Here is a 6,695-nt window from a genome sequence, read left to right on the forward strand (position 1 = left end):
GCCTGCCACAGGGCGATGACCGAGGCGCGGGTCTCGATCCGCGGGGCCGGCTGGGCCCCCATTGCCCCCCCGGGGGGGGGTGGGGGCGACGCCCGGGTGGTCACCCCCCGAACCGGTCAGCTCCCTGCCCCGGCCGCCCGCACCCTGCGCCTACCCCTCCGCCCGCGCCTCCCCCTACTCCCCCTGCTGGCGCCCCCGGCTACTCCTCCGGCTGCGCCCCCGCCGACGCCTCCGCGACGGCCGCCGACGCCTCCGGCCGCGCCAGCGTCACCGTCAGCTCCCCGTCTCCGACGTCCGCGATCAGCGTGTCCCCCTCCCGCACCGTCCCGTCCAGCAGCAGGTTGGAGATCCGGTTGTCCAGCTCCGACTGGATCGTCCGGCGCAGCGGCCGGGCCCCGAACTCCGGCTGGTAGCCGCGGTTGACCAGGTACTCCTTGGCCGCCTCGGTGACCTCCAGCCGCACGTCCTGGGCCCGCAGCCGCCGCCGGCTGCGCTCCAGCAGCAGGTCGACCACCGACAGCAGGTCCTTCCGGGTGAGCGCGTGGAAGACGATCACCTCGTCGATCCGGTTGAGGAACTCCGGCCGGAACTGCCGGCGCAGGTCCCGCATCAGGTCGTCCCTGATCTCGTCCACGTTGCCCGAGTGGTCCAGGATCCGCTGCGAGCCGATGTTGCTGGTCATGATCACCACGGTGTTGCGGAAGTCGACCGTACGCCCCTGGGAGTCGGTGAGCCTCCCGTCGTCCAGCACCTGGAGCAGCAGGTTGAAGACGTCCGGGTGCGCCTTCTCCACCTCGTCGAAGAGCAGCACGCTGTACGGCTTGCGGCGGACCGCCTCGGTCAGCTGCCCGGCCTCCTCGTAGCCGACGTACCCGGGCGGGGAGCCGACCAGCCGGGAGACGGTGTGCTTCTCCTGGAACTCGCTCATGTCGAAGCGGATCATCCGGTCCGGGTCGCCGAACAGCAGCGCCGCCAGGGCCTTGGCCAGCTCGGTCTTGCCGACACCGGTCGGCCCGAGGAAGAGGAAGGAGCCCGTCGGCCGGTCCGGGTCGCCCATTCCGGCGCGGCCGCGGCGCACCGCCTGGGCGACGGCGGTGACCGCCTCGTCCTGGCCGATCACCTTCTCGTGCAGGTGGTCCTCCAGCCTGAGCAGCCGCTCCCGCTCGGTCGCGTTCAGCTCCGCGACCGGGATGCCGGTGCGGGAGGAGAGCACCTGCGCGATGTCGTCGGCGGTCACGTCGACGACCTCCTCGCGGGACTCGGCGATCGCCGCCAGCTCGTCCTCGGTGCGCCGCAGCTCGGACTTGAGGTTGGCGGCCCGGACGAACTCCTCGTCCGCGACCGCCTCGTCCAGCTCCCGCTTCAACTTGGTGATCCGGTCCTGCACCGAGGTCGACTCGGTGGAGCCGCTCAGGCTGCGCAGCCGCACCCGGGCGCCGGCCTGGTCCAGCAGGTCGATCGCCTTGTCGGGCAGGAAGCGGTCGCTGACGTACCGGTCGGAGAGGGTCGCCGACGCGTCCAGCGCCTCGTCGGTGAACCGCACCTGGTGGTGCGCCTCGTACGCGTCGCGCAGCCCCCGGAGGATCTCGATCGTCTCCTCGACGCTCGGCTCCGGCACCAGCACCGGCTGGAAGCGGCGCTCCAGCGCGGCGTCCTTCTCCACGTGCTTGCGGTACTCGTCCAGCGTGGTCGCGCCGACCACGCTCAACTCCCCGCGCGCCAGGGCCGGTTTGAGGATGTTGCCGGCGTCCATCGACCCCTCGCCGCCACCGCCCGCGCCGACCACGGTGTGCAGCTCGTCCAGGAAGAGGATCACGCTCTTCTCGGCCGCCGTGACCTCGTCGATCACCTTCTTCAGCCGTTCCTCGAACTCGCCCCGGTACTTGGAGCCGGCCACCAGCGCGGTCAGGTCCAGGGTGACCACCCGCTTGTCCCGCAGGCTCTGCGGGACGTCCCCGGAGACGATCCGCTGGGCCAGGCCCTCGACGATCGCGGTCTTGCCGACGCCCGGCTCCCCGATCAGCACCGGATTGTTCTTGGTCCGCCGGGAGAGGATCTCCACGGTCTGCTCGATCTCCTCGGCCCGCCCGACCACCGGGTCCAACCGGCCCCCGCGCGCCGCCTCGGTGAGGTCCTGCCCGTACTCGTCCAGGGTCGGGGTGTCGCTCGGGTGCCCGCCCGTGCTGCTGCGCTCGCCGCCCGTGCCGCGCCCGTCCAGCACCGACTTCAACGCCTCCTGCGAGGGCGCCGCGTTGCGCAGCGCCGTCCCCGCACCGGACCGCTCCTGCTCCAGCAGCGCACCGAGGATGTGCTCCGGGCCGATGTACGAGGCGCCGACCGCCTGCGAACGGGCGTGCGCGGCGAGCAGCGCGCGCTTGGCCGACGGGGTCAGGGCGGGCCGCCCGTCCAGCGCCTCCGAGTTGCCGGAGGGCAGCGCGTGCTCCAGGTCCCCGGAGAGCCGGTCCGGGTCGATGCCCGCACGCTCCAGCATCCGCCGGGACGGCTCCACCCGGGTGGCCGCCCAGGCGAGGTGCGCGGTGTCCAGGTCGCTGCTGCCGTCCTCGGCCGCACGCTGCGCGGCGAGCCCCAGCAGCTCCTGGGAGGACTCGCTGAGCAGCCGCCCGATCGGCACCCGCTGCACGGCGGGCGGGGAGGCCAGCGGACTCATCCCGAAGAACCGGCTGAGCAGGTCGGAGAACGGGTCGTTCGATCCGAACGGGGGCATGGTCACGATGGTTCACCTCTCCCAAGCGGTTTGCAGCCACACAAACACAGGCCGCCGGAGCCTGCCCGTCGAGCGCGGCAGCCGACGGGCGGGACGGCCGACGGGCGGGGCAACCGACGGGCGCCTCAGCCGGTGACGTGGTCCAGCAGCACCCCGCCGCTGTACGTCACCGCCATCGCCAGCAGCCCGCCCGCCACGTTGCGCGCCACCGCCCGCCCCGCCCCCGCCCCGCCGAGCCGGGCACTCGTCCAGCCCGAGGCCGTCAGCGCCAGCACCACCGCGGCCACCGTCACCCCCAGCCGCCAGGACTCCGGCGGCAGCAGCACCGCCAGCAGCGGCACCAGCGCACCCAGCGTGAACGCGGCCGCACTCGCCAGCGCCGCCTCCCAGGGATTGGTCAACGCCTCCGGATCGATGCCGAGTTCGGTCTGCGCGTGGGCCGCCAGCGCGTCCCGCTCGGTCAGCGCCGTGGCCACCTCCCGGGCCAGCCCGTCGGCCAGCCCGCTGTCCCGGTAGTAGTCGGTCAGTTCGTCGAGCTCCCCCTCCGGGTCCTCCGCCAGCTCGCGCCGCTCCTTCGCCAACGCGGCCCGCTCGGTGTCCCGTTGGGTGCTGACCGAGACGTACTCGCCGGCCGCCATCGACATCGCCCCCGCCAGCAGCCCGGCCACCCCCGCCGCCAGCAGCGCGGCGCGGGACCCGGCCGCGCCCGCCACACCGGTCACGATCCCGGCCGTCGAGACCACGCCGTCGTTGGCGCCCAGCACGGCGGCCCGCAACCAGTTCAACCGCGCCGACAGCTCCGCCCGGGTCTCCCCCGCCTCCCCCGTCCGCTCCGCCATCCGCGCCCACCGCCCTCAGGGGTCCGTACGGTCCCCCCCGATCCTCGCCCGGCCCCTGCGGCCCCGCCACCGGTCACCCGTCCCCATCACCCGTCACCAGTCACCCCAGGAGCGGTGCCAGCGCCCGCCGCAGGTCCTCCGGGCCCCGGTAGAGCACCCCGGTCATCCCCAGTGCCACCGCCGCGTCCACGTTCTCCTGCCGGTCGTCGACGAACAGGCACCGCTCCGGCCTCGCCCCGGCCCGCCCGGCGGCGATCTCGTAGATCCGGCGGTCCGGCTTCGCGCTGCCCACCCGGGAGCTGTTCACCACCTCGTCCGCCAGGTCCGTCAGCCCCAGGAACGCCAGGTCCTCGTCCAGCCACACCGTCGCATTGGTCACCAGCACCACCCGACAGTGCTCCCGCACCCGCCGCAGCAGTTCCACCACGACCTCGTCCGCCCAGAACGGCGAGTGCGCGAACGCCTCCGCCAGGCCCCGGGCCGCCTCCTCCGACACCCGGCCGGCCAACCCGCGCGCGATCGAGTCCACCCACTCCGCCCGGCCGATCCGCCCCAACAACAAGGGCAGGTCGTTCACCGGCGCGAACCCGACCGCCGCCGTGCTCCCCTCCTCCACCCCGGCAGCCCGCTCCAGCGCGGCCACCCCGGCCCCGTCGAAGAACCGGATCACACCGTCCACATCACACAGCACCGCATCAAAAGCCTTGGTAGTCACCCGTTTCTCCTACCACAGCAGGCCCCCGCCCCGGCGCCCCGGGGACGCCCTCAACTCCCGGACGGACCCGGGCGGTGCCACCCCCGCGGAACCAGCGCCGGCACCCGGGCCCGGTATCCCTCGTACTCCGCCCCGAACAGGCCGGCCATCATCCCGTCCTCGGCCCGCACCCTCAGCAGCAACCACGGGACGACGACCAGCAGATAGGCGACCCACACCCCGAAGCCGCAGGCCAGCATGCCCCCGCCGACCAGCCCGAGCAGCCCGGTGTAGATCGGGTGCCGCACCAGCCCGTACGGCCCGTCGGTCCGCAGCTCGTGCCGCTCCTGAACGGCCGGCACACTCGCCCACATCGTGCCCAGCACCCACCGGGCCCACAGCAGGAAAGCAGTCGAGGCCACCACCAACACCCCACCCAGCACCGCGAGTTCCGGCTGCCAGAACCTCAACTCCCGCCAGAACCCCTGAGTCCGGTCCACCACCGCCAGCACCACGTACACCCCGACGCCCAACAGGACCCGCCGCAACAGCGAACGGCGCAACCCGCCCAACCACCCCCGGAACCCGGACCTCCCCACCACAGCGAAGTAGACGACACCCGCGACCCAGGCCACGCAGAAGATCGCCACGCACGTCCCGGTCACCACACCCAATACCGACTGCAGAGCTCCCATCCCGCAAGCCTCCGCCCCACCCCACCACCCCACCACCACCCCCGGGTGGAGCCACCCCCGCTCCACCCCCGTCCACCCCGAGGTGGAGCCCCTCACCTCGCACCACCGACCGGGAGCGCCTCCCCTGCCTGAGCCGGCACCGGGCCCGACTTCCCGAGATCGTTTAGGAGAGATTCAGGCGTCGGACTCGCGCATCGAAACCGTCCAAGACTGCTGTCAGCCTGCCGGAACGACTGCGGCCCAGGTCGGAATCATGCTCCTGACCTGGGCCGCAGTGCGCGTTTCAGCTGTTCACGGGGTGGGCGCGGACGGTTTCGAACCGCCGACATCTGCTTTGTAAGCTCGTTCGACCGCTCGAACAGGCTCAGCGAAGCCGCGCGCCCCTCCCGACAACCGGACGCCGGCAGCCTTCCTTGCCGTCTCATGTCTGCCGGCGTTGCCGTCAGGATCTGCCGTCAGCGGAGGCGGAAAGCCCAAGCGTTCTGTCAACCACGCTGAACAGGTGCGGTGCCTCCGTCGAGCCACCGATCGACGACAGAGACCGCCAAAGTCTCCTGGAACCAAGGTGTGGTCTTCACAATCTGGATCAGGAGCGCCCGGGCCTCGTCTGCTGGAAGGATCTCCGAGACGACATGGCGGCCGTCGCCCAGCTGCGTCCCACTCGCACAGTCGATGTAGACCTCGACGCGCCCCCGGCTCAACGGCGCCACTCCGACCACGGCAGAGCCACCAGCCAGCGATGACTGACCAACCGTAATCTCCGACCGCCCCGGGCTCGTAGAACTCTCTTCGGCCACGGCTCCACCACCAGCACGGCCTCGACCTTGGTGCGGCAGCGGGGATCCCCATGCTCGGTCGGTGAGTTTCCCCCACACCCGGGGGGCGATCGTTCGTGGATCCACCCCTTCAGCTGGCGCTTCCGTCTTGTACGGGCCTTCGGGCTGCTCGGACCGATCATGCTCCTTAACCCAGAAGATGCGCCGTGCGAAACGGAGTGGCGCTTCCCCCGAGGGCGCGTCCGCTTCCAGCACGGAGTAGCCCACGCGCCGGCCGGGCCCGGGGCACCGCAGTGGCCCGCGCCGAGTAGTGGCAAACAGGTCCAGAGCCTCGCGGACGTAGTCGAAGTGACTGACGTCTTCGTCCCAGACGATCTCGTCCTCATGCTGGATGGCTTCCGGATCCCTGTTCATGACCCCTCCTGAGCAGACAGTGCTGGGTTCGTTCCCGCAATCGCCTGGGTGAACCGCCGCGATGGTCGCCATCGCGAACCCAGGTCAACCGGCGGGGTACGGCAGCCGACCTGGGTTCGGAGTGGCGACCTCCCGCCTTTTAGGCCGCGCGACCGGGGCGACCTGCCCAGATATTGCCGAGGGACGGGTGTCCGGATGCCACCCGGAGACGGGGCGGCACCAGGCAACTTGCCGGTCAAGGAGCAGTGGGGGCGTCCGGCTGGGCGCGCCAGCAAAGCTCTCTCTGCCTGGACATGCTGAACCATGCGGAGCGAGACGCGACGTGAGGCAACCACGATGCGAGTCTCACAGAGGTCGAGCATGGGGCCCTCACATGCTGCTTTCAAGGTGTGGCATTGGCGGGCGCAGAGGTCAGGGGAGGCTGGCCGAGCAGGCAGGACACGTCAGGGCGAGGGATGGCTAGTGTCCTGAGTCCTTGATCCGTCGTTGGTCAGTGCATGGGACGTCCTGGGCCGAGGCTGGCCGAGCTGGTGTTGTCGGATCACGAGCGGC

General features: G+C 71.8%; 5 protein-coding genes and 1 tRNA gene. All 6 read right to left on the bottom strand.

Translation table 11 applies throughout. The annotated features are described in order from the left end of the window. Nucleotides 1-199: 199 nt before the first annotated feature. Nucleotides 200-2,725: an ATP-dependent Clp protease ATP-binding subunit gene (locus ACFWXO_RS20485; RefSeq protein ID WP_380525261.1), complete on the bottom strand. Its 2,526-nt coding sequence runs from the start codon at nucleotides 2,723-2,725 to the stop codon at nucleotides 200-202. Between the two features lie 125 nt (nucleotides 2,726-2,850). Next, nucleotides 2,851-3,564, bottom strand: a complete 714-nt coding sequence (locus ACFWXO_RS20490; protein WP_380525255.1) for a VIT1/CCC1 transporter family protein — start codon at nucleotides 3,562-3,564, stop codon at nucleotides 2,851-2,853. 100 nt (nucleotides 3,565-3,664) lie between these two features. After that, on the bottom strand, nucleotides 3,665-4,279 hold the full coding sequence (locus ACFWXO_RS20495; RefSeq protein WP_380525256.1) for an HAD family hydrolase: 615 nt from the start codon (nucleotides 4,277-4,279) through the stop codon (nucleotides 3,665-3,667). A gap of 50 nt (nucleotides 4,280-4,329) precedes the next feature. Next, entirely contained in the window at nucleotides 4,330-4,953 is a 624-nt protein-coding gene (locus ACFWXO_RS20500; RefSeq protein ID WP_380525257.1) for a methyltransferase family protein, read from the bottom strand. A 299-nt stretch (nucleotides 4,954-5,252) separates the two neighbouring features. Beyond that, a tRNA-Cys gene (locus tag ACFWXO_RS20505) sits at nucleotides 5,253-5,336 on the bottom strand. A gap of 102 nt (nucleotides 5,337-5,438) precedes the next feature. Next, nucleotides 5,439-6,143 (bottom strand): DUF6009 family protein, encoded by a 705-nt coding sequence (locus ACFWXO_RS20510; RefSeq protein ID WP_380525259.1) that lies wholly within the window; start codon nucleotides 6,141-6,143, stop codon nucleotides 5,439-5,441. Between the last annotated feature and the right edge of the window lie 552 nt (nucleotides 6,144-6,695).

Origin of the sequence: Kitasatospora sp. NPDC059088 (assembly GCF_042738155.1) — a bacterium.
Taxonomy (GTDB): domain Bacteria; phylum Actinomycetota; class Actinomycetes; order Streptomycetales; family Streptomycetaceae; genus Kitasatospora.